Origin of the sequence: Actinomadura chokoriensis, assembly GCF_041463665.1 — a bacterium.
Lineage (GTDB): Bacteria > Actinomycetota > Actinomycetes > Streptosporangiales > Streptosporangiaceae > Spirillospora > Spirillospora chokoriensis_A.
Map to the genome: position 1 here is coordinate 191190 of NZ_JAXCEJ010000009.1, position 20524 is coordinate 211713.

Consider the following 20524-nt stretch of genomic DNA (forward strand, 5'->3'; position numbering starts at 1 on the left):
AATCTGATGAATATCTATGGCGAAATGTCATAATTGTCGGGCGAATTCTTTCGTTCAGGTCGCGTCGATCGATCTCCGTAGAAGGGCGCAACGTGATGCCGAGCACGTCATCCGAGCGCGGTGAAGAGAGTTTTCCGCTAATCGGCGCGCAACAGTTGCATCACGCGATCCTGGCGGCGCATCCCGAGGTCGAGACCGCCATCGGGACATCGTACAGACTGACCGGTCCGCTCGATGCGGAGCGCCTCGTCCGTGCTCTGGAGCGCACGGTGCGACGTCATGACGCTCTTCGCATAGGTGTCTCCGACGAGCATGGCCGGCAGTGGTTGGGCCGGCAGTGGGTGCAGCCGCTTCCCGCCATGCGGGACCTGCTGACGTTTCAAGAGATCAAGGCCAGGGACGAAAGGCAGTTCGCCCGATACGCCACGGCCATGCTGGCGACCGACGTGAGAAGCCCCTGGGATTTGTGCCGTGGCCTGCCGTTCCGGTTCCGGCTGTACCGGTATTCGCCAGATCTCCACGCTCTGCTGTGCAGCTTTTCCCATCTGGCGCTGGACCTCCATGGTTGTGACATCGTGCTGCGAGAGATCTGGAACGGCTACCTGTCGGCCGATATGGCGGAAGATCGGGCTGAGAAGCCCGCCGGGTCGTTCGCTCAGGCTGCGAAAGAACACGCGTCGAGACCGAAGCGCCCGATTGGGGCACTGCCGCGGCCGTACCGTTCGGACGATTGGGTGCGGCGTCCCGGCCGGTGGCGTGCCGAGTGCATCGGAGGCTCTCCTGAGGAGAGTGCCGTCCTGTCGCTCTGCGACGGGGCGCTGACGGCACTCAGAGAAGACTGGCATCGCCGGAACGTCACCGAGTTCCAAGGGCTCGTCACGGCTGTGGCCGCGGCGGTCTTCGAGCTTTCCGACGAACAGGAACTGCATATCGCGATTCCGGTGGACACGCGCCGGGTGCACGAGCGGGAAACCGCGGGGATGTTCGCGATCCCGGCCTCTGTCTTCCTGCGCCGGGCGCCGAGCGTCGAGCAGCTTTTGGAGCAGGTGCGCAGAGAGGTGTATCTGGCGGTCATGAGGGCTCAGACGAATCCCCGGGAACTGGTCGAAGAGCACCTGGCCACCTCCCTGCAGAATGACGAGGATCCACGGAGGATCAATATCAGTTATATCGCCCGCAAGGGCGACGAAGACGGTTTCAAGGTGGGCGATTTGACCGTCGTGCAAGGCGCGTACGACGTTCCCGTTCGCTACATCCCGCCGGAGCTGGAGGTGCAGGCGGTAGGCGCCGAAACCGTCCTTCGCCTACAGATATTTTTCGGTGGCGCATTGGCCTGTGACCGGTTTGCGGGGGAGATGACGGCCCGTTTGCACGGAGCATTGAGTGCCGTCCGCAGTGAAGCCCGGATGCTTCGGGGGAACGGCCCCACTGAGCAGAGAGGAGATGGTGAGACGGCCAACGTGTCGGTTTTCGAGAAGAATGGGAGGAGGTAAGGCTCATGATGTCTGCGACAGAGTATGACGTCCTCGACATTTCGTCGGTTCCGGACGAGGCGCTTGACGAGGTCATCCAGACGGGGACGAGCGTCCCGCGTTCGACGACCACGCGCTGAGTGCAGAAGACCGCACCCGCCCCGCCCCGCGCGGGGCGGGTGCGGGTCACCGTGGGAGGTGGCCCGGCCGCCGTCGCCGATCGGAGAGAGGAAATGGCATCCGAACCGCAACGCCGAGAATGGGACGAGACTTTCGAGGCCATCCTGCGCGAGCACGTGCGAGGTCTGTCGGCGGATGATGAATTGGACGTCGATCTGGACCTGCGGGCAAGCGGGCTGGACTCGATTCAGACGATCCACTTCCTGGTCGCCTTCGCCGAAGCCTACGGGGTGGAGTTCTCCGGGGATGTGCTGTCGCTGGAGCTCTTCTCCACCCGGACGACCCTGACGCCGGCGAGACTGTGGCAGGCCATGGCGCATCTTGCCGCGGGCGAGCCGCCACCGCAGGACCGGGCCGCCTCGGACACGAAATCATGAGCGGGCTCGCACGCAAGCCCCGGGACGCCGGTTTCGCCCTGCTGAGGGTCGCGGCCCTCAGCGTGGACGAGCTCGCCGGCGTCGACCGCGCCCGGCCGTTCGTCGCCGAGGCGGTCGGCGTCGCCGCGGGCGGCCAGCTCCTCGACCGTTCCGAGCGGGACGAGCGCGCCGCGCGCGCCGTGGGCCGGTACGTCCGCAGGATGGCCGGCAGAGCCACGCCCTTCGGCCTCTTCGCCGGGACGGCCGTGGTCGGGGTCGGCGAGAGCGAGTCCCTGGTGATGGCCGCGCGGGCGGAGCACCGTGCCCGGGTCCGGGTGGACGTCGGGGCGTTGGAGAAGGCGGTGAAAGCGGTCCTTGACCGATGCGGCGCCGTTGCGATGCAGGTGAATCCGACCCTGTGCCGCGTGCCCGAGGGGTATCGGTACATGCGACGCGACCTGAGCACGGCCGTCGTTCCGGCGACCGACTGGCTGGACGGGCTGGCGCTCAGCCGTGGCCGGACGCTGCTGGCCGCCGAACTCGGCGAGCTGCTGCCTGAGCGGTCCGTCGCGGAGCTGGTCCGGTCCGGTCTGCTCCACCCCGCAATCGATCTTCTCGGTGCCGGATGCGAACCCAGCGAGCTGGCTGTGGACCTGCTGGAACGATGCGGAAGGCGCGAGGAGGCCACTGTCCTGGCAAGTCTGGAGTCACCCGGACTGCGCCCCATCGAGCAGGGCCTCCGCGCGGACCTGAAGAGGGACTGGCGCAAGGCAGGCGAAGCGATCGCCGTGCTCGACCATCATCCGGAGAACGAACGGTTCCACCTCGATCTCGAATTGAAGATGGTCGCCGGCCGGATATCCGAGAGCCTCCAGGGGCGGCTGGAAGGGACGATTCGGGTCATCGAGTCCCTGTTCCCTCGCCGCAATGCCATGACCCGATTCCGCGAGCGCTTCCGGGAACGCTACGAAGACTCCGAAGTGAACCTCTTGCAGGCCGTCGATTTCAGCTCGGGAATGCTGGCTGAGTGGATACCCGTGCGGTCGCCGATTCCCGGCATGGCCGGCGTGGTCGGCCCTTCGTCCGGCCCGGAGGCGAAGGTGGACGAGATCGCGGTCCGGGCGCTCAGATTCTGGATGGAGACCGGACGCGACTTCGATCTGGCCGGGCTTCCGCCGAACGAGCGGCGAGTCAGCAACTCGATCCACGCCGCCGTGCTCGACCGGTACGAGGCGCGGTTCACCGCGCTCCTGCTGACGGGGCACCCGGGCGCGCCCCTGTCCCGGCTGGCACGGTTCGGGCTCTCCCGCCCGGAACTTTCCACCCGCATGGACGACTGGCTGGCCGAATGTCGCTCCGGTGACGAACTCTATGTGGAGGTCGTTCACAACCCGGGAGGGCACCAGGCGAATGTGCTCCTCCGACCCGACATGCGCGGGGAACGTCTCGCGCTGCGTGGCGGCACGGGCGGGACCTTCACTCTGGACCGCCTGCTGATCCGTCAGGTGGACGGCCGGTTCCTGCTGCGGGACGCGGTGACGGGCTGCCCGGTCGTCCTGGAGCTCAACACCGCCCATCACGCCCTCCTCCACAGCACCGACCCGTTCTACCGTCTCCTGGCCCAGCTCGCGGGGGGCGATCCCGTTCGCTGGCGGTGGGGCTCTCTTGGGGAACTGCCGCATCTCCCGCGCGTCATCTGCGGCGAGGTCATCGTCGTCCCCGAGCGGTGGCGGGTCACGGCGGAACAGGTGAGATCCGACGATCTGAGGGCGCTGCTCCCCGGAATCGGCGACCGCAGATGGGTGGGATACGGGGACGTCCACCAGTACGTCCCCGTGGACCTCGCCGATAAGGAGTCGATCGAAGACGCCGTGGAAAAGACGGCCAAGGCAGGCCGCCTCGATTTCTGGGAACTGCCGCAGATGGAGGCACCGGCCGCGACGAGTCCGACCGGACGGCATGTCGCGGAGATCTACCTGCCCCTGGCCCGGGTGCCCGACGAGGTTTCACCGCGCCGCGCAGCCGGTCGAGATCCCGCCCATTCCAAGAGGTGGCTGTACTTCAAATACTATTGCGGAGTGGTGGAGACCGATGAGTTGATCGTCGAGGCGGCTCGGCTGGCTGACCGACTCACTGCGGAGGGCCGCGTATCGAAATGGTTCTTCGTCAGGTATCAGGAGGACGGAAACCATCTTCGCCTGCGGATGCTGGTCACTCGTCCCGCCGCTCGGACGCCGGTCATGTCAGCGTTGGACGAATTCGGTGATTCCGCTCTGGTGGCACGTACGGTGATGGACGGCTACGTGCCTGAGACAACGAGGTACGGCGGGCCGGCGAACCTGGCGAAGGCCGAGTCCCTGTTCACGGCGGACAGTGAGGACATCGCGCGTCTCCTAGGGGCGGGGCCCGGCCACCTTGAGAGGCTCTATCGCGCGGTGGCGGATATTCTGCAGTGGTCCGCCGTCGTGTATGAAGACCACGACCGCAGGCTCGACTTCTACCGGATGTGTCAGCATGACACCGGCTGGGAATTCAATCGCAAGGGCAATAGAGTCGGCAAGTTCTATCGGGGCCACCGCGTGCATGTCGACGGGTTCCTTGATCGGTATGAAAGTGAAGAAGCGGTGCTCGAGCGGGTGCGGGACCTGAACATCATGGACGCCGCCCTCCTGAGGTCTCTGCTGCACATGCACATGAACCGGTTGTTCGCGGCGGATCCGGTGAGGTTGGAGTTCCTCGCCTACGAACTCGCCCTTCGCAAAACTCTGGAGCTGCGGAGCAGGGGACTCGAGTAGCGCTCGGCTCGCTGGATCGGGGGAGCGGGGACGCCTTCCCCCACCCGTCGGCTCAGCCGTGGAAGGCCGACGACGGGCACTCGGGTGCCGTCAACGGACTTGTTCCTCACTGGCCGTCTTCTGCGCTGCTGCGCTCACTTCCGCCGGGGGATCGTTCGAGGACGGCGTGAACCGCGGAAAAGGCTTCGGCGTACTTTTCGGCCGGTGAACGGGCGGCGCCCTCTTGCAGCCACCGCTCCGTCGCCAACCGCACCGCGCTCAGCACGATCCCGGCCACGAGGCGCGGTGCGAGGGCGCGGGCGGGTTCGCCGACATCGGCGCAGCGGGGTTCGAGGGCGGTGGCCAGGGTGTTCTCCCAGGAGATGCGTTCGGCGTCGGAGTGCACCTGCACCGCCGGGACCTCGGCCCGGATGCGCATTTCCAGCTGGGTGATCTCGCGGTGGCGGCGCCAGTCGGCGGTGATGTCGTAGAAGGCGTTGCACAGGGCGGTGAAGGCGTCCTCGTGTGCCGGGCGGGCCTGCAGGGCGGCCAGCACCGCGTCGAGCCGTCCGCGGTTGAGCCCGATGATGAAGCAGCTCTCCTTGGAGTCGAAGTAGCGGAAGAACGTCGATCGGCTGATCTCCGCGCGCTCGCAGACGTCCTCCACCCGGACCGCCTGCATGCCGCGTTCGGCGACGAGCCTCACCGCGGCCTGCGCCGTCGCGGTGTACGTGCGCTGCTTCTTCCGCTCCCGCAGGGAACCTTCCATAGCGCGATATTGACACTCTGTCCCAGTTGATGCAAAGTCTCACCAACATCCGCTCGCTGAAGGGACGCCATGGACGCGGAACGTCTGCGGTCGCTGTTCGATCTGTCGGGGAGAACGGCGCTCGTCACCGGCGGCACGCGCGGCATCGGGCGCGCGATAGCGGAGGGGTTCGCCGCCGCCGGCGCGAACGTGGTGGTGGCCAGCCGCAAACCGGGCCCCTGCGCCGAGACGGAGGCGCATCTGAAGGAGATGGGCGCACCGGCGCTCGGCGTCCCCACGCATCTCGGCGACCTCGACGCGCTGGACGCCCTCGTGACGCGCACCGTCGACACCTTCGGCGGGCTCGACGTCCTCGTCAACAACGCCGCCAACGCCCTGGCGCTGCCGCTCGGCTCCCTCACCCCCGAGGCGTTCGCCAAGTCCCAGGAGGTCAACGTCCGCGGGCCGGTCTTCCTGGTGCAGCGGGCGCTGGAGCACCTGACCGCGAGCCCGTCCGCCTCGGTGGTCAACGTGGTCTCCGCCGGGGCGTTCATGTTCTCCCCGTACGTGTCGATGTACGCCGCGGCCAAGGCGTCGATGGTGGCCTACACGCGTTCCATGGCCGCCGAGTTCGCGCCGCGCGGCATCCGCGTCAACGCCCTGGCCCCCGGCACGGTCGACACCGACATGGTGCGCAACAACCCGCCCGAGTTCCAGGCCGCGATGGAACAGGCCGCCCTCCAGAAGCGGATGGCCGACCCCGACGAGATGGTCGGCCCGGCCCTGTTCCTGGCGTCGGACGCCTCCAGTTTCGTCACCGGACAGGTCCTCATCGCCGACGGCGGCCTCGTCCCGCGCTGAGCGCAGAAGGAACCACATGCTGATCAACGGTGCCGCCTACCTGCGCGACACACCCGCCTCCGGACGGACGGTGCGCGCCGAGGAACCCGCGCCCGGCGTCCGGCTGCTCACCCTGGACCGCGAGCACCGGCTCAACGCCATGTCCGGCGAGCTGATCAAGGACCTGCACGCCGCGCTCGACGACGTCGCCCTGGACGACTCCTGCCGCGTCGTCGTCCTCACCGGCGCGGGACGCGCCTTCTGCGCGGGACTGGACCTGTACGAGCCTCCGAACCGCGACGCGGGCCCTCCCGCCGGGGACGACGAGGCAGCCGGGCGCCACAGCCCGCAGGCCCGGATGCACGTCCAGCAGGCCATCGCCTCGCTCGTCCCCAAACTGCGCAACCTGCGCCAGCCCGTCATCGCCGCCGTCAACGGGCCGGCGTCCGGCGGCGGCTTCGCCCTCGCCCTGGCCAGCGATGTCAGGGTCGCCTCGGCCACCGCCAGGTTCAACGCCGCCTTCGTCAAGATCGGGTTGTCCGGCTGCGACATCGGCGTCAGCTGGCTCCTGCCCCGCCTCGTCGGCGCCGGCCCGTCCCACGAACTGCTGCTCACCGGCCGCTTCGTCGAAGCGGAGGAGGCCCTGCGCATCGGCCTCGTCAACCGCGTCGTGGACGAGGGCAAGGCGGTCGAGGCCGCTCTGGAGACGGCCGCGCAGATCTGCGCCAACAGCCCGATGGGCGTGTGGATGACCAAGGAGGTCGCCTGGAGCCAGCTCGAGGTCTCCAGCCTCCAGGCCGGCATCGATTTGGAGAACCGCACCCAGATCCTCACCTCCTACACCCGCGACCACGCCGAACAGGCCGCGTCTTTCGTCGAACGCCGGCCGCCCGTCTACACCGACTCGTGATTGGGCGACTCCTCACGTTGCGGCGTCCGCCGGCAGCCGAGCCGGGGATCGCGGCGCGCGGCTGGACGCTGTGTCGATGACGCCAGGTCACCCACTTGAGCTGCAATAATTCGCTTTTGCATATCAATCGCTGATTGATATGCATATTGGACAGAGGGCATCGTTTAGTGGTCGAGTGACCGCATGATCAAGCCTTCTCCCCGAACTCTGCGCGCTCGGCTGGGTGCCACCACGCTCGCCGCGCTCACCCTCTTCGGCACCGCCGCGTGCGGCGCGGCCGCCCATGACTCCACCCCGCGCGGCGCCGCCGTCGTCGCGGCGGCCGATCCGATCCGGCCCGGGATCACCGAGCGCGACGATCTGCGGGCCGTCTTCGACGCGGCGGGCGTGCGGGGCTCGTTCGCGCTGCTGGACGTGAGAACCCAGAGCACGACCGTGGTGGACCGGCGGCGTGCCCAGACCGCGCTGGTGCCCGCATCCACCTTCAAGGTCCCGCACGTATTGGTCGCCCTGGAAACGGGGGCGGTCAAGAGCCCTGACGAGGTGATCCCCTGGGACGGGACGCCGCAGCCGTACCCCGAATGGGAGCAGGACATGACGATGCGGGAGGCCGTCCGCGTCTCCAACGCCGCGGCGTTCCAGGTGATCGCCCGCCGGATCGGCCTGCAGCGCGAACGGCAGTGGCTGCACCGCCTCGGCTACGGCAACCGCCAGGCCGGGGCGGTGGTGGACCGGTTCTGGCTGGACGGCCCGCTGAAGATCTCGGCGGTGGAGCAGACCCGGTTCATGGAGCGGCTGGCGGCCGGCCGCCTGCCCGCCTCGCGTGAGCACCAGCGCACCGTCCGGGAGCTGATCAAGCAGGAGGAGAAGGACGGGTACGAACTGTTCGCCAAGTCGGGGTGGCAGAACGCCCCGGGCCCCGGCACCGGCTGGTGGGCCGGGTGGGTCGAGCGCGGCGGACGTGTGTACACGTTCGCGCTGAACATCGACGTCACCAAGGACGGCGACGCCGGCAAGCGCGCCACGGTCGCGCGCGAGTTGCTGCAGCGGCTGAACGTGCTGCCCACTGCGTGAGCGTCTCCTCCGCGGACCACGGTGACCGTCGCACGGTCACCGTGGTCGTCGCCATTCAGGCGGCCATCTCGCTCGGCTACTTCTCGGCGATGGCGCACCTGGTCGTACACCTGAAGGAGGACCTGGGAGCGGCCACCGGGCTGATCGGCCTGGTGCTGTCGCTGCGCAACCTGGTGCAGCACACGCTCTCCCTCCCGGTCGGCGCGCTGGTGGACGTGCTCGACCCGGCCCGGGCGGGCACGCTTGCCTGCCTGCTCCGCGCGGCCGGGTTCGCGTTGCTGGGCGCCGTGTCCTCCCCGTCCGGGCTCGTTGTCGCGGCGGTGCTGCTGGGCACGGGCGGAGCGCTGTTCCATCCGGCGGCGCAGTCGCTGCTGGCAGGGGTCGCCGAGCGGCGGCGCGCCCGCGGGTATGCGGCGTACACGATGACGCTGCAGGCGATGGCGGTGCTCGGGCCGGCGGTCGGGCTGGCACTGCTGAACATCGGCTACTGGCTGGTGGCGCTGACGGCGGCCGGGTTGTGGATCTTGGCGGCGTGCCTGTTCCCGCTGGTACGGAACGGTCCGCGGGTTCCGTCCGAGGACGGGGCCGCGGCCGGAGTGCGGACGGCGCTGCGGAACCGGTTCTTCATGTGGTTCGTGGCCGTGTCGATGCCCACGATGCTGCTGACGGACCAGGCGTCGGTGGTGGTGCCGCTGGGCGGCGCGGAACCACGCGCGGTCACGCTGTTCACCTGCGTCCTGGCGACGGTGTCGGCGGCGGTCCAGCCCTGGTGCGCGGCGGGGACCCGCGCTGAACGGTTCGGTGTGCTGCGCGCGGGGCTGCTGTGCGCCGGGGGCGGCTACCTGCTGCTGGCGGCCGGCGCAGGGGACCGGCTTGCGGGCCTGGTCGCGGCGGCGGTGCTGCACGGGATCGCGGGCGGTCTGCTGCAACCGGCGGTGTTCCAGACCGTCGTCCGGCTCGCCCCGTCCGCGCATTACGGAACCCACCTGGGCGTGCGGGCGTTCTTCTCCGGCCTGCTCGCTTTCGCCGGCGGCATCGCCGTGAGCCGGCTGTTCGAGTACGGGCCGCGTGGAGCGACGATGGCGATGACCGCCCTGGCGGTGGCCGCCTGCGCCTCGGCGGCCGTGACCCGCTGCCTTTCCAGCCGGGAGGCCGACGCGGGACGGCGCGCACCGGTTTCGTAGTTGATCGACTGCCTGGGGTGGTGCCGCGGCCGTGGGCGGCGGGGAGAGCCGCCGCCCACGGCCGCTGTCAGCGCGTCCGGTCTCAGGTGGCGGGCGTGCTCCCTCGACCACACGGGCGGTCAAGGGAGCGGCCCTCCCGGACGCGGGCCTTGAGGTCAGCCGCTGCCGTAGACGCCGCCCTCGATCAGGTGGCCGGCGCCCTCGCAGTTGCCGCCGAACGCCCAGTACCCGGGGCCCTGCTTCGGGCCGTAGCGCGTGCTGCCGTCGCTGCAATCGGTGTAGGCGCCGTACCGGCCCGAGCTGATGCGCACGCCGGCGCCCCAGGCCATGTCGGTGCTCCAGACCCCGTCGGTGACATAGCCCTTGAGCGCGACGCGCTTGGCGGCGGTCTTGCCCGTCAGGGGCTTCTTGCCAGGCAGGGTCTGGCGGTCCTTGAGAACCATGGTCGTGCCCTGCGTGGCGGTGGGCTCGGGCTTCGCGGTAGCCGAGGCATGGGTGCCGGCTGCGACCCCCATGGCCAGCAGGCCGGCGGCGGTGGTGGCCAGCACGCGGCCGGCGACTTTCGCGGTGGTGTGCATGACGTTCTCCCATCCATCTCGCTGCTTCAAGCAGCGGAGATTCATGTGTTCGGCGGCCCGAAGGGGCCGACGCGATCCTTGTGGTGCAGGCGGGCCCGCTCACGGGGTCTGTCGCCGCAGCGACGGAAACCGGCAGGTGCCCTGGGAAGAGGAAAACCCGGTTGTGAAGGTGTCCAACAGAGCGCTGGACAGGCTCGTCCGCCTTCGTCCGGGCTGGGGCTGAAAGCGGACAGCACACGACCACGATCGGACACGTACGGTCACTGCTCGGACACTGTCGGACAGGATTGCGGCATAATCAGCGTCAGGACAGTGGAGAACCGCGCCGCCCGCCATCAAACGCAGAGGTCCAGCGTGACGATCAGTGATGATCCAGAAGCCTCCCGGGCCGTACGCCGGTCCGAGTTGGATTCGGTGGCATGCACCGAGGAACTCGCCAGGCTGCTGGCCGAGCAGTACGCGCGGGCCGATGTGTCGCTGCGAGAGTTGGAGTTGCGGGCGAACCGGGCGGGCGGGACCCGGCTGGCGCGGGCGACGTGTTCGGACATGCTGGCCGGCCGCAGGTTCCCCAAGAAGGCGGTGATGGTGGCGTTCCTGCGGGCATGTCAGGTGCCCGACGGGCAACTCCCCGACTGGGAGCGGGCATGGGAACGGGTGAAGATCTCCCAGATCTCCACTGCGCAGGTCTCCACGCAGGTCTCCGTGGCACAGCCCGCTGGTGCGGAACACGACGGGCCCGCCCCTCAGTACTCTTCCAGTGAGCCCAAGGGCGGCTCCGCTCCAGCAGGCCAGAACAGTCAGCCGGTCATGGGCAAGGCCGTCCGCGACAGGAAGCCTGCTCGGCGTCGTATCGGACTGTCGATCGGGCTGGCCGCTGCCGCGGGCCTGGCCGCCGCCATCGGCCTCTTGGCACTCACCGACCCGGGCTCACCTCCCCAAGGCCTGACCGACGACGGTCGTGCGTTCAGCAGGGGCGGGTCGAGCCGATTCAACGTGACCGTCAATCCCGCCCATACCGAGATACGACTGACTCGCCGTCTGGACGCCATCATCGCGAGGCAAACCGCCACCGTCACCGTGGACGGGGCCCTGGCCGCGGTATGGCAACCCCTGCAGGGGGGGCCTCGGATCTGGAAAGACCAGAGCATCGTCCTCCCCCCTGCGCTGACCGTGGGGCACCGCCGGCTCGCCATCGTCAACACGTTCGTGTCCTCGGAACTGGACTTCAACGAGTTCACCTACTTCGTCGACCAGAAAGTCGACGGAGCCTGGTCCCGAGCCGACACCGTCAATGTCGGCCCAGACCACCCCGACAGTGAAGCCGAACACGACTACCGCATCACCGACCAGACCTGGGTCGGAGCGCGCCGCCTCAGCTACCTGAAATGAGGTTCGCCCCGCCCGCTGTGCAACACCGCCCGGTGCCCCTGGCCCGGTGCGCGTATGGCACGGCGGGGCGGCCCTGGAGACTCGACCGTCCCTGCAGCCATCAGGAGAGCGTGATGCGATCGTTCAGCCGTACCGTGGTGCTGGTCACCATGCTCGTGATGGCCACGGCGCACGGCGGCCCGGTTCTGGCGGCGGCCACAGTGCCTCCCAGAGCGGTCATCGCCGCCGACTTTCCGGACCCGGACGTGATCCAGGCCGGGTCCACCGTCTACGCCTACTCCACAAGCAGTTCGGCAGGCGCGGTTCCCGTCGCCAGTGCACCGTCCGCCTCCGGGCCGTGGACCATGCGCGGGGACGCCCTGCCCAGCAGGCCGTCCTGGGCGACGGAGAAAGGCGGTTTCTGGGCACCGGACGTCTCCCGGCGCGCGGACGGCCAGTACCTCATGTACTTCACCGCCCCGAGCGCTGCGACCACTCCCACGCGCATGTGCATCGGCGCCGCCCTCTCGACCGGACCGCTCGGCCCGTTCCGGCCCATCGGCGACGCGCCTCTCGTCTGCGACGCGAGCGAGGGCGGCGACATCGACCCGGCGAGCTTCGTCGACACCGACGGAAAGAGATATCTGCTCTACAAGAATGACGGGAACGCGCTGAACAACGGCACCCCCTCGGTCATCTGGCTGCAGGAGGTGCAAGCCGACGGGATCACCTTCGTCGGCCCGCGCAAAGAATTGATCCGCAACGATCGCGCTGAAGAAAATGGAGTGATCGAAGCACCTGTACTGATCAAACGCCCCACCCAGTACGTGCTCCTCTACTCGGGCGGCTCATACTGCAGCGACGAATACTTCACCAGCTACGCCGTGTCCTCCTCGCTCACCGGGCGTTTCAGCAAGGCCTACCGGCCGCTGATGACGACCGAGACCCTCGGCGGTGCGGTGCGGGGCCCCGGCGGCGCCGACGTGCTCGGCGAGGACGTCTTCTTTCACGGCTGGGTAGGGGATTGCCCTGGAAATGGAGCGCGCTGGACATATACAGCGGACCTGGGCTGGGCGAATGACCACCCCGTCGTGCGAGGAAGCCGGGTTCGTTACGAGGCCGAGCGCGGCATGCTGAACCACGCCGAAACCCGCACCGGCGCTGTCGGCGCATCGCAGGGCGCCGTCGTGGCCGGACTGGACCATCAGGACAGTTGGGTCGACATCCAGGTGTTCGCACCGGCCGCTGGAACCTACACCGCGCACGTCGTGTACGCCGCCGGAGGCGGCGACGCCCAGCACACCGTGACGGTGAACGGTACAACCCGATTCGTACTGAATTATCCTGCGCACGGCTGGGACAACTGGCAACAGGTCTCGACCTCCCTCAGCCTCGCCCGAGGATGGAACACCCTGCGCTTCCAGCACCACAGCCGGTGGGCCGAACTGGACTTTGTCGAGATCGCGTGAGCTCGGCCAGAGCCCCGCGCCCGCCAAACCGAGGTCGATCTGCCCGCTGATAACGGGATACTTCGAGAGTGGGATCGGACGTCTTTCCGGACGAGTTGCGGGCGGCGGGGGTGACGCCCCGGGAGCTGGAGGTCTTCTGGCCCGTCGGGGATCGCCTGCACAACCAGGAGATCGCCGATGCCCTGCACGTCTCGGAACGGACCGTGGAAAGCCACGTGTCGGCACTCCTCCGCAAAACGGCGGCCCGGACCGGCCTGCCTCGCCGAACTGGCAGGTCCTGGTCGAGGCGGCGGAACGGCTGAAGGCGCTCCGGGACGCCGCCGCCTTGCCCAAGCCGCTTTCCTCGTTCGTCGGACGAGGCCGGGAGATCGACGACGTGCGCCGGCTCGTCGGCGCCCACCGGCTGCTGACGCTGACGGGGCCCGCCGGGACCGGCAAGACCCGGCTGGCGCTGCACCTGGCGAACACGGAGACCTCCCTGCCGCCCGCCGTCCTGGTCGACTTCGCCCGCGTCGCGCCCGGCCAGAGCGCGGAACGGGAGTTCGCCGACGCCCTCGGGCTCGTCGCCGGGACGGGGCGGCTCGCTCGCCCAGGTCCGTGCCGCGCTCGCGAAGGGCCGGCACTGGCTCCTCGTCGACAACTGCGAGCACGTTGCCGACGGCGCGGCGGCGTTGCTGGCGGATCTGCTGGCCGCGCCACTGGGCGGACCTGCGGGCCGGGATGCAGTGGGCTCTCCAGCAGCCGGAGACGACCGTCGCGTGGGAGTTCCTCGCGGGCATCTGCACCGGATGGGAGGTGCTCGGCGCCCGCGGCGAGCTTTTCGACTGGCTCGACACGTTGCTCGAGCGCCCCTTCCCGCGGGGCGCCCTGGGCGTTCGAGCCGCGATCACCTGCGCCATCCTGCTCGACTACCAGGACACCGAACGGGCGCGGGGGTTCGCCGAACACGCGTATGAGCGTGCCGGGAACGCCTCAACGCAGGACCGCGCGCTGGCCCTGCTCGCCCTCGGCTGGACGGCGAGGGCGGCGGTGGTGGCGCAGGGCGGCGAGTTCGAGCTCCTCGAACGGGCCGTCTCCCTTTTCGAGCGCCTGGGCGACGACTGGCATCGCGCTCTGGCGCTGTTCCGCCTGGGGTTGTCCGTGCCGGACACCCCGGCCGCCCTGACCCGGTTGGCGGATGCCGCCGACCTCTTCGACCACCTACATAACCCGGTCAAGCGCTCCAATTGCCTCTTCCACATGGCCAATTTCGCGATCGAGGACCGCATCCGTCTCGACGAGGCCGCGACCTGGCTGGCCGAGGCCGGTCGGCTGGCCGGGATCAGCGGCAACGAGCACGAGCGCCTGCACGTCGAGCTCGCCCTCGCCCGCCTCGCACAGGCACGTGAGGACCGAACCGCCGCCGGCCCCCGGTTCGCCGGGCTGCTTTCCGAGTTCCGTCAGATCGGCGACCTGCGCTGCGCGGCGCGATGCCTCCACGGCCTCGGCGGCGCCGCAGCCTCCGCCGGTGAACGCGGGCGGGCCTGGCAGCACTTCGCCGAGGCCCTTGAGATCGCCGTTGGTCTGGGCGACCGGAACGTGCTCGTGACGAGCCTGCTCCTGCTCGCGGACGCCGATCAGGCGACCGGGCGACCCGACCGCGCAGCGATCCTGCGCCTCCAGCGCCTCGGTGACCTCTGGCACCGACATGTTGCGCACCTCGGCTAGTGCGCGAGTCACCAGCTGCCGGACGGAACTGCTCATTGCCTCACCTCGAACTCTCGGGTGTCCTTGCCTCCATTTGACAGGGGCCTGGCAGAAGGCACATCCGTACTCAGTACGGAGACGGCGTCCGAGGGAGGGCCGGCACGCCCGCCCACCGCTTGCCAGCCCCTTGGAGTCGTTATGGGAGTTGCAGGGGGAAGGCCGCCGCTCGGGCGTAGAGCTTGTAGAGCTTGAACGGTCCCGCGAAGGACAGCCCGCAGGCGTTGTTGAGCATGCTGGTCGCCTTCTGGTTGCTCAGCGTCGTGCCGCGCGCCCCCGGATGGTCGATCTGGCCGCCCATGAACACTGCCATCTTGGCCAGCATGTGGTCGCGCTGGCCGGTCGTCATCTCCTGCCAGGAATGGCAGGTCATCGCGGCGAGCATCGCGTCGTCGAGTTCGCTCGTCTCGGGGTGGTGGGGGTCGTCCGCGGGCGCCGTCCTGGATGCGGCCGGGGCGGTCGCCTCGGGGGTCGTGAACCAGGGGCACGGGCCGCCGGGCTTCAGGTTGGCCATGCAGGTGAGCAGTTCGAGCTCGTTGCCCAGGTTGCCGAACCCGATGCTGAGGAAGGGCGCCTTGCCGTTCAGGCAGTCCGGCAGGTTGCCGGGTGAGGTGGTGACGGTGCCGTTGGAGTACCAGCAGTTGCCGGAGTTGCCGGGGAAGGCGTCCCACCAGAAGTCCAGGCCGTTGCCGGTCATCCGGTTGCCGTAGAACTGGTTGCGGTGCGAGGTGGACAGCTTCAGCGGGTCGCAGCCCGTCAAGGGCTGGTCGGCGCAGACGAACGCGTCCGGGACGGCGAAGAGCATGGCCCCGCGCCGCCGGTTGTCGCGGAAGGTGTTGTTCCGGACGATGTTGTCGTCACCGCCGGCGATCCACATCCCGCTCCCCACGGGCACTGGCACGGTCGGCACCACGTCGCTGTTCGCCAGGTACGGGTTGAAGTTGTTGGAGTAGAAGTCGTTGTTCTCGACGAGGTCGCCCTGCTGCGGGAAACCGGGATGCCCGGCGGCGGTGAACACGTCGGTGGTGAAGCCGAGGGCATTGTCGTAGAAGTTGTTGTGGTGCACCCAGGTGGCGCTGCCGTCGGTGCCCGAGTAGCCGCTGGTGTTGTGGTGGGAGTCGCAGTAGCGGATCTCCTGGCTGTACCGCGCGGCCGGGTAGACGCTCTCGTCGCGTCCCGCCGCGGTCTTCGCGCCCGACCCGGGATAGAGCCCGGAGTCGCCGTTCCCGGCCGCCTCGCAGTTCTGGATCACGCCGTGGTCCTCGACGAAGGTGAGCACGCCGTACTCGCCCGCGTAGAAGGTCTTGAAGCTGTCCAGCAGGTATCCGTTGCTCTCCAGCACGTAGATGTCGTGCTCGCCCGCGTGCCGGACGGTCAGGTTCCGCAGCACGAAGCCGTCGGCCCGGTCGGCGCGGATGCCCACGTCCTTCGCCGAGTTGTGCGGGCCGCCGTTGCCGGACGACGGGTCACCGGCGTCCACGACCACGTCGTCGGCGCTCACGCCCGATCCTTCGAGCTGGAGGTTGCAGCGCACGCACGCGCCGCGGTTGGGGATGCCGTGCCGGTCGACGAGCGGCGGGTCCGGGTCCTGGCCGCCGCCGGGGGCCCGGCCGAGCACGGCGATCAGGTTGGCGTCGTTCTGGCAGGTGTACTCGCCGAGGTAGGAGTACGCGCCCGTGCTCAGCTTGTACTGGTCGCACGCCGGGTCGTGCGTCGGCTTCTGGCGCGCCGTGGGCTCGGTGTAGACGCCCGGCAGCACCACGACCCGGTCGTTGTTCCGCGAATCGGTCACCGCGGGCTGGATCTCGCTGTACCGGCAGCGGTCGAACAACGCCCGGTTGGTCCGCTTCAGTTCCCGCGCCTGGGTGGCGCCGAGCGTCCGGTGGTCGTTCGGGCGGACGTCGTAGCCCGACTTCAGCGCCCGCTTGATCGAGGCGTCCAGCCGTTCCAGCGAGTCCGGCCGGCACACCACGCGGGTCGTGCTCCCCGGAACGGTCTGGACGGCCGACGCCAGGCTCCGGGCCGTCGGCACCCTCCCGCCCGCGCACGGGCTGACGGAGCAGTCGGGGCCGGGAGACGGCCAGTACGACGGCCGCTCGATGTGCGCCTGCGCCGCCTGCACCATGCCGAGGAGCAGCACGGCCGCGGCCGCCAGGGGCACCCACAACCTCCCGAGAAACCGCAGGCCCATCCGGTTCTCCCTCGCTCAGCGCTCCGAGTCGATCCCCAAACGCTTGCTCGGCACCTATGGAACCACGATCATCAAATCCGAGGAAGTCTCACAACCAGACTGGTATCGATCTTCGGGCCACGCGTCCCGGTCTCCGGTCTGATCAGGGAGCCGTCCAAGCGGGTGATGCTCTCCGCGGGAGGAGCCGCTGGCGGCTACCCGCGGCTTGCGCCGGAGGGGCCGTAGAGGGGGGCGGCCCCGGAAAATGGGCGCGCAGGCAGGTCGCCGGCCAGGACGAAGCGCTGGAGACTGTAGCGATTTGGTCCGTATACGACTGAAGCATAGGGTGATCACTTGTGTTGCGAACTATTCGCTTTTTGTCCTTGATGTGTGTCGGCGTCGCCCTGGTGGGCGGTTGCTCCCAGGATGCGCCGTCCAGTTCGACGTCCGCGCCGCCCACCACGCCTACTTCGGGCGGCGCGGATCGCACGCCGTCCCCGGCCGCGAAGCTGACCGCCGCCTGCCCGCTCCTTTCGGCGACGGAGCTGAAGACACTGCTCGGTGGCGGTGCTCGCACGAAACTGACGGCAACTGACGAAAAAACCGATAATCCGAACGATTTCACGTGCGCGTACGGCAGCGGCGGGAAGAAACCTTTCGCGCTCACCGTCATGTCACGGCCGAACGTCACACCGAAGGCAGTGATCGCCGCGGTGGCCAAGAACAGCGAGGTCAAGAGCCGTCGGGTGCCCGGCGTGGGAGCCGCCGCAGTTATCTATACAAAAAACGGGTTCTCGGTCCTCACGGCCAGCAAGCGATACAACGGCCAGACCAGAACAGTGATCTTCGCGGCACCGGCCGTGGTACCCGGACGCAAGTTCATCGAAGTGACACAACTGGTGATCGGCCGGGTGTGACGGCCTGAGCGACTCAGGGCTGAGGCGTTCTCGCTGCACCTCATGCCCGGCCTCTGATGTCCCTCGTCCGAGGCCACACGCGATGGCCCCCGGGACCGGCTGCTCCCCGGCCCCGTTCTCAACGACGGTGTCGGTCATCTGGCATCTCTTCGCTCATCGAATCCGCCGTTCGTCAGACGCTCCCGGCCCTGCATGACCACGTCGCGCCGCGGCCGAACGGCGATGCACGGCCGGAGTCCCGGCCGAAGCACTCGCCTCCGGCCGGGACCTGCACTTCAGCGGCGATGACGGCGCCGTCGGCCGTACCCGCATCGCCGGCCCCGAGCGCCATGCCGCCGAGTTGCTCGTGATGGCCTGCCGAGCGCTCGGCGGCGGCGACCTCGCCGAACCTGCCGAGCTTGACCATCGCGAACGCGGGATTCCACGGGCCGGGGCCGACGCAGATGATCGTGTCAGACTGCGCGCAGTCCGGCGAAGAACGCGCGGATGTCGGCGGCGACGTCGTCGGGGGCCTCCATCGCGGCGAAGTGGCCCGCCTTGGGGAACTCGCTCCAGTGCACGATGTTGGTGTTGTCCCTTGCGGCGAGAGACCTGATCGTCTGGAAGTCGTCGGCGAAGACCGCGACGCCCGTCGGGGCGGTGTTGACCGCGGGCTCGGCTCCCGAGCGGGCCTCCTCGTAGTAGTACCGGCTCGCGGTGGCCTGGGTGTTGGTGAACCAGTAGAGGGACACCTGGAGCAGGATCTGGTCGATGGTCACGAGGCTGGTGCCGTTGCCGAAGGAGTTGAGCAGTTCGCTGTAGGCGAGCTGCCCTACGGGAGAGTCCGCCACCGCCGCGCCGATCGTCTGGGGCCGGGCGGCGTTCATCGCGTTGTAGCCGCCGACCGACTGGAACCACTGCATGTGCTCCAGTGCCGCGTACTCCTTCGGACCGAACCCCTCGAACTCGGCGGGGTCGCCGGAGGGGAAGGAGAACAGCTGCAGGACGTGCATCCCGAGGAATCCGGGCGGGTTCAGAAGACCGAGTTCACGGCAGAGCATCGCGCCCATGTCGCTGCCGTGCGCGCCGTAGGAGTCGTAGCCGAGGCGGCGCATCAGGGCGTCGAAGGTGCGGGCGACCCTCGCCTGGGTCCAACCGCCGCCGTTGAGCGGGGTGCTGAAACCGAAGCCGGGTACCGACGGGACGACCACCGAGAACGCGTCCTCGGCCCGGCCGCCGTGGGCGACGGGGTCGGTCAGCGGGCCGATCATGTCGAGGAAGTCCGCGAACGATCCGGGATAGGTGTGCAGCAGGAGCAGCGGCGTCGCGTCCGCCTCCGGCGACGGCACGTGCACGAAGTGGACGGTCTGGCCGTCGATCTCGGTGAGGTGGTGCGGGAACGCGTTCAGCCGCGCCTCAGCCGCCCGCCAGTCGAACGTGGTGCGCCAGTACTCGACGGTCTCGCGCAGGTAGCCGTTCGGGGTGCCGAGCGCCCAGTCGTCGGCCGCCGCCGGCCGGGGCAGGCGGGTGCGGGCGAGCCGCGCGTGCAGATCGTCGATCTCGGCCTGCTCGATCGCGACGGTGAAGGGACGGATCTCGGTGGAGTGCAGCGTCTTCGTCATGTCCCTCACGATAGGAGGCATATAGGAAGAAGAGGTTCCTATATGGTCCGGGATACTGGAGAGATGTTGGAAACGTCGGCGCGCCTTCTGGCGCTGCTCTCGCTGTTCCAGTCCCGGCCCGACTGGACCGGCGGGCAGCTCGCCGAACGCCTAGGCGTGACCGCCCGCACCATCCGCAACGACATCGAGCGGCTGCGCGACCTCGGCTACCCGGTCGACGCCACCCGGGGCGCGGCGGGCTCCTACCGGCTCGGCGCGGGCACGAAACTGCCGCCGCTGCTGCTCGACGACGAGGAGGCCGTCGCCGTCGCGATCGGGCTGCGCGCGGCCACCGGCGTCGGCGGCATCGCCGAGAGCAGCGTCCGCGCGCTGGCGAAGCTCGAGCAGGTGCTTCCGCACCGGCTGCGCCGCCAGGTCCTCGCCCTGCACGAGGCCACGTCGCGGGCGCCGGAGAACCTCGACACCGACGCCGCCGACCCCGAGACCGACGCCGCACTCCTCACCGCGATCGCCTCGGCCATCCGCGACGGTGTCCAGCTCCGCTTCGACTACGCCGCCGCCGTCGAGCCCGCCGGAGACCGACCCCCATCGGCGACGGCAGCGTCCCCGGGCCGCAAGCTGGTGGAGCCCTACCGCCTCGTGGCCTGGCGCCGACGCTGGTACCTCGTCGCCCGGGACGGAGACACGGGCGCCTGGTCGGCTTTCCGAGCCGACCTGATGACCCTCCGTACGCCCGGCGGACCGGCCTTCGTTCCGACACCGCTGCCGGGCGGTGACTACACCTCGTTCGTCCTGCGGAACGTGGCGGCGACGGGCTGGAAGGTCCACGCCCGCGTCACCGTCCACGCTTCGGCCGAACGGGTCCTGGCCCGGATCAATGCGACGGTCGGCATCGTCGAGCCCGTGGCCGCAGACCGCTGCGTCCTGGTCACCGGCGCCGACAGCCTGGAGACCCTCGCCGCCTACCTCGGGATGCTCGGCCTCGACTTCCAGGTCGTCTCCCCGCCCGAACTGCGCACCCACGTCGCGGCCCTCGGCCACCGCTACCTCCGCGCGGCCGGCGCGGCCGAGTCGTGACAGCCCTCGCTTCCAGCCCGGTCAGCGTCGGATTGGCAGTGAACGCGCTCCCATCAACATGGC

General features: G+C 69.1%; 18 protein-coding genes. 13 read left to right on the top strand and 5 right to left on the bottom strand.

Features of this window, described 5'->3' with window-relative positions:
- Nucleotides 1–95 precede the first annotated feature (95 nt).
- From SM418_RS17015 to SM418_RS17025, 3 genes are all read left to right on the top strand, one after another.
- Nucleotides 96–1493: a condensation domain-containing protein gene (locus tag SM418_RS17015; RefSeq protein ID WP_371941834.1), complete on the top strand. Its 1398-nt coding sequence runs from the start codon at nucleotides 96–98 to the stop codon at nucleotides 1491–1493.
- A gap of 212 nt (nucleotides 1494–1705) precedes the next feature.
- On the top strand, nucleotides 1706–2029 hold the full coding sequence (locus tag SM418_RS17020; RefSeq protein WP_371941770.1) for a phosphopantetheine-binding protein: 324 nt from the start codon (nucleotides 1706–1708) through the stop codon (nucleotides 2027–2029).
- Nucleotides 2026–4803 (top strand): lantibiotic dehydratase, encoded by a 2778-nt coding sequence (locus tag SM418_RS17025; protein ID WP_371941771.1) that lies wholly within the window; start codon nucleotides 2026–2028, stop codon nucleotides 4801–4803. The genes SM418_RS17020 and SM418_RS17025 overlap by 4 nt, the downstream gene beginning before the upstream one ends.
- 106 nt (nucleotides 4804–4909) lie before the next feature.
- Here SM418_RS17025 and SM418_RS17030 read toward each other — a convergent pair whose 3' ends face one another.
- Nucleotides 4910–5551: a TetR family transcriptional regulator gene (locus SM418_RS17030; RefSeq protein WP_371941772.1), complete on the bottom strand. Its 642-nt coding sequence runs from the start codon at nucleotides 5549–5551 to the stop codon at nucleotides 4910–4912.
- Between the two features lie 69 nt (nucleotides 5552–5620).
- On the opposite strand from SM418_RS17030, the gene SM418_RS17035 reads away from it, so the two are divergent.
- The 4 genes from SM418_RS17035 to SM418_RS17050 all read left to right on the top strand — a co-directional run bounded on the left by SM418_RS17035 (nucleotide 5621) and on the right by SM418_RS17050 (nucleotide 9538).
- Nucleotides 5621–6391, top strand: coding sequence for an SDR family NAD(P)-dependent oxidoreductase (locus SM418_RS17035; RefSeq protein WP_371941773.1), 771 nt, complete (start codon nucleotides 5621–5623; stop codon nucleotides 6389–6391).
- A gap of 16 nt (nucleotides 6392–6407) precedes the next feature.
- Nucleotides 6408–7280: an enoyl-CoA hydratase/isomerase family protein gene (locus SM418_RS17040; protein WP_371941774.1), complete on the top strand. Its 873-nt coding sequence runs from the start codon at nucleotides 6408–6410 to the stop codon at nucleotides 7278–7280.
- Nucleotides 7281–7463: 183 nt separating this feature from the next.
- Nucleotides 7464–8354, top strand: a complete 891-nt coding sequence (gene blaOXA / locus SM418_RS17045; RefSeq protein ID WP_371941775.1) for a class D beta-lactamase — start codon at nucleotides 7464–7466, stop codon at nucleotides 8352–8354.
- Entirely contained in the window at nucleotides 8351–9538 is a 1188-nt protein-coding gene (locus tag SM418_RS17050; protein WP_371941777.1) for an MFS transporter, read from the top strand. Before blaOXA ends, SM418_RS17050 begins: the two co-directional genes overlap by 4 nt.
- A 155-nt stretch (nucleotides 9539–9693) precedes the next feature.
- Here the strand turns inward: SM418_RS17050 and SM418_RS17055 are convergent, their stop codons facing one another.
- Nucleotides 9694–10116: a hypothetical protein gene (locus SM418_RS17055; RefSeq protein WP_371941778.1), complete on the bottom strand. Its 423-nt coding sequence runs from the start codon at nucleotides 10114–10116 to the stop codon at nucleotides 9694–9696.
- A gap of 312 nt (nucleotides 10117–10428) precedes the next feature.
- On the opposite strand from SM418_RS17055, the gene SM418_RS17060 reads away from it, so the two are divergent.
- From SM418_RS17060 to SM418_RS17075, 4 genes are all read left to right on the top strand, one after another.
- Nucleotides 10429–11505, top strand: coding sequence for a hypothetical protein (locus SM418_RS17060; RefSeq protein WP_371941779.1), 1077 nt, complete (start codon nucleotides 10429–10431; stop codon nucleotides 11503–11505).
- Between the two features lie 113 nt (nucleotides 11506–11618).
- On the top strand, nucleotides 11619–12953 hold the full coding sequence (locus SM418_RS17065; RefSeq protein WP_371941781.1) for a family 43 glycosylhydrolase: 1335 nt from the start codon (nucleotides 11619–11621) through the stop codon (nucleotides 12951–12953).
- Between the two features lie 68 nt (nucleotides 12954–13021).
- Complete coding sequence (locus SM418_RS17070; RefSeq protein ID WP_371941783.1) at nucleotides 13022–13255, top strand: response regulator transcription factor; 234 nt, start codon at nucleotides 13022–13024, stop codon at nucleotides 13253–13255.
- Between the two features lie 349 nt (nucleotides 13256–13604).
- Nucleotides 13605–14660, top strand: coding sequence for a hypothetical protein (locus SM418_RS17075; protein ID WP_371941784.1), 1056 nt, complete (start codon nucleotides 13605–13607; stop codon nucleotides 14658–14660).
- Between the two features lie 175 nt (nucleotides 14661–14835).
- Here SM418_RS17075 and SM418_RS17080 read toward each other — a convergent pair whose 3' ends face one another.
- Entirely contained in the window at nucleotides 14836–16887 is a 2052-nt protein-coding gene (locus SM418_RS17080) for a right-handed parallel beta-helix repeat-containing protein (RefSeq protein WP_371941785.1), read from the bottom strand.
- A 335-nt stretch (nucleotides 16888–17222) separates the two neighbouring features.
- On the opposite strand from SM418_RS17080, the gene SM418_RS17085 reads away from it, so the two are divergent.
- Nucleotides 17223–17783: a DUF3558 domain-containing protein gene (locus SM418_RS17085; RefSeq protein ID WP_371941787.1), complete on the top strand. Its 561-nt coding sequence runs from the start codon at nucleotides 17223–17225 to the stop codon at nucleotides 17781–17783.
- A gap of 172 nt (nucleotides 17784–17955) precedes the next feature.
- Here SM418_RS17085 and SM418_RS17090 read toward each other — a convergent pair whose 3' ends face one another.
- Together SM418_RS17090 and SM418_RS17095 are read right to left on the bottom strand one after the other, a co-directional pair.
- Nucleotides 17956–18189, bottom strand: coding sequence for a hypothetical protein (locus tag SM418_RS17090; RefSeq protein WP_371941789.1), 234 nt, complete (start codon nucleotides 18187–18189; stop codon nucleotides 17956–17958).
- A gap of 46 nt (nucleotides 18190–18235) precedes the next feature.
- Nucleotides 18236–19384 carry an epoxide hydrolase family protein gene (locus SM418_RS17095; RefSeq protein ID WP_371941791.1) on the bottom strand — a complete coding sequence of 383 codons (1149 nt, stop codon included), beginning with the start codon at nucleotides 19382–19384 and terminating at the stop codon, nucleotides 18236–18238.
- Nucleotides 19385–19447: 63 nt separating this feature from the next.
- Between SM418_RS17095 and SM418_RS17100 the strand changes: the two genes are divergently transcribed.
- Nucleotides 19448–20461, top strand: coding sequence for a helix-turn-helix transcriptional regulator (locus SM418_RS17100; RefSeq protein ID WP_371941793.1), 1014 nt, complete (start codon nucleotides 19448–19450; stop codon nucleotides 20459–20461).
- Nucleotides 20462–20524: the final 63 nt, after the last annotated feature.

Bases quoted from the DNA above. Each gene is read 5' to 3' on its own strand.
- SM418_RS17015 (WP_371941834.1), top strand. From the start codon at position 96: ATGCCGAGCACGTCATCCGAGCGCGGTGAAGAGAGTTTTCCGCTAATC.
- SM418_RS17020 (WP_371941770.1), top strand. From the start codon at position 1,706: ATGGCATCCGAACCGCAACGCCGAGAATGGGACGAGACTTTCGAGGCC.
- SM418_RS17025 (WP_371941771.1), top strand. From the start codon at position 2,026: ATGAGCGGGCTCGCACGCAAGCCCCGGGACGCCGGTTTCGCCCTGCTG.
- SM418_RS17030 (WP_371941772.1), bottom strand. From the start codon at position 5,551: ATGGAAGGTTCCCTGCGGGAGCGGAAGAAGCAGCGCACGTACACCGCG.
- SM418_RS17035 (WP_371941773.1), top strand. From the start codon at position 5,621: ATGGACGCGGAACGTCTGCGGTCGCTGTTCGATCTGTCGGGGAGAACG.
- SM418_RS17040 (WP_371941774.1), top strand. From the start codon at position 6,408: ATGCTGATCAACGGTGCCGCCTACCTGCGCGACACACCCGCCTCCGGA.
- blaOXA (WP_371941775.1), top strand. From the start codon at position 7,464: ATGATCAAGCCTTCTCCCCGAACTCTGCGCGCTCGGCTGGGTGCCACC.
- SM418_RS17055 (WP_371941778.1), bottom strand. From the start codon at position 10,116: ATGCACACCACCGCGAAAGTCGCCGGCCGCGTGCTGGCCACCACCGCC.
- SM418_RS17065 (WP_371941781.1), top strand. From the start codon at position 11,619: ATGCGATCGTTCAGCCGTACCGTGGTGCTGGTCACCATGCTCGTGATG.
- SM418_RS17080 (WP_371941785.1), bottom strand. From the start codon at position 16,887: ATGGGCCTGCGGTTTCTCGGGAGGTTGTGGGTGCCCCTGGCGGCCGCG.
- SM418_RS17090 (WP_371941789.1), bottom strand. From the start codon at position 18,189: ATGGTCAAGCTCGGCAGGTTCGGCGAGGTCGCCGCCGCCGAGCGCTCG.
- SM418_RS17095 (WP_371941791.1), bottom strand. From the start codon at position 19,384: ATGACGAAGACGCTGCACTCCACCGAGATCCGTCCCTTCACCGTCGCG.
- SM418_RS17100 (WP_371941793.1), top strand. From the start codon at position 19,448: ATGTTGGAAACGTCGGCGCGCCTTCTGGCGCTGCTCTCGCTGTTCCAG.